The organism is Rhizobium sp. 18055 (genome assembly GCF_902706285.1).
Taxonomy (GTDB): Bacteria; Pseudomonadota; Alphaproteobacteria; order Rhizobiales; family Rhizobiaceae; genus Rhizobium.
This window is the reverse complement of the sequence record NZ_CACSKD010000513.1, coordinates 1-381: the sequence shown is the minus strand read 5'-3', so window position 1 is coordinate 381 and position 381 is coordinate 1. Positions and strand designations below refer to the sequence as shown.

The following is a 381-nucleotide window of genomic DNA, read 5'->3' as shown; positions in this document are numbered from 1 at the left end:
GCTGCTGGCCGCCGGCCTGCTGGCCAAGAAGGCCGTGGAGGCAGGGCTGAAGGTGCAGCCGCACATCAAGACCTCGCTGGCGCCGGGCTCGCGCATTGTCACGCAGTACCTCTCCGAAACCGGCCTGCTGCCCTATCTGGAGAAGCTGGGCTTCGCGGTCGCGGGCTACGGCTGCACCACCTGCATCGGCAACGCAGGCGATCTGGCCCCGGAGATCAACGAAGCCATCACCGGCAGCGACCTCGTCTGCGCGGCCGTGCTTTCGGGCAACCGCAATTTCGAGGCGCGCATCCATCCCAACATCAAGGCCAACTTCCTCGCGAGCCCGCCGCTGGTGGTGGCCTATGCCATCGCCGGCACGGTGCTGCGCGACCTGATGAC

Annotated in this window: 1 protein-coding gene; it reads left to right on the top strand. The window is 67.5% G+C overall.

Annotated elements, in window-relative coordinates; all coding sequences use genetic code 11:
- Positions 1-381, top strand: a 381-nt coding sequence (locus GVL52_RS32800) for an aconitase family protein (RefSeq protein WP_244619364.1), incomplete at both ends; no start/stop codon positions are given.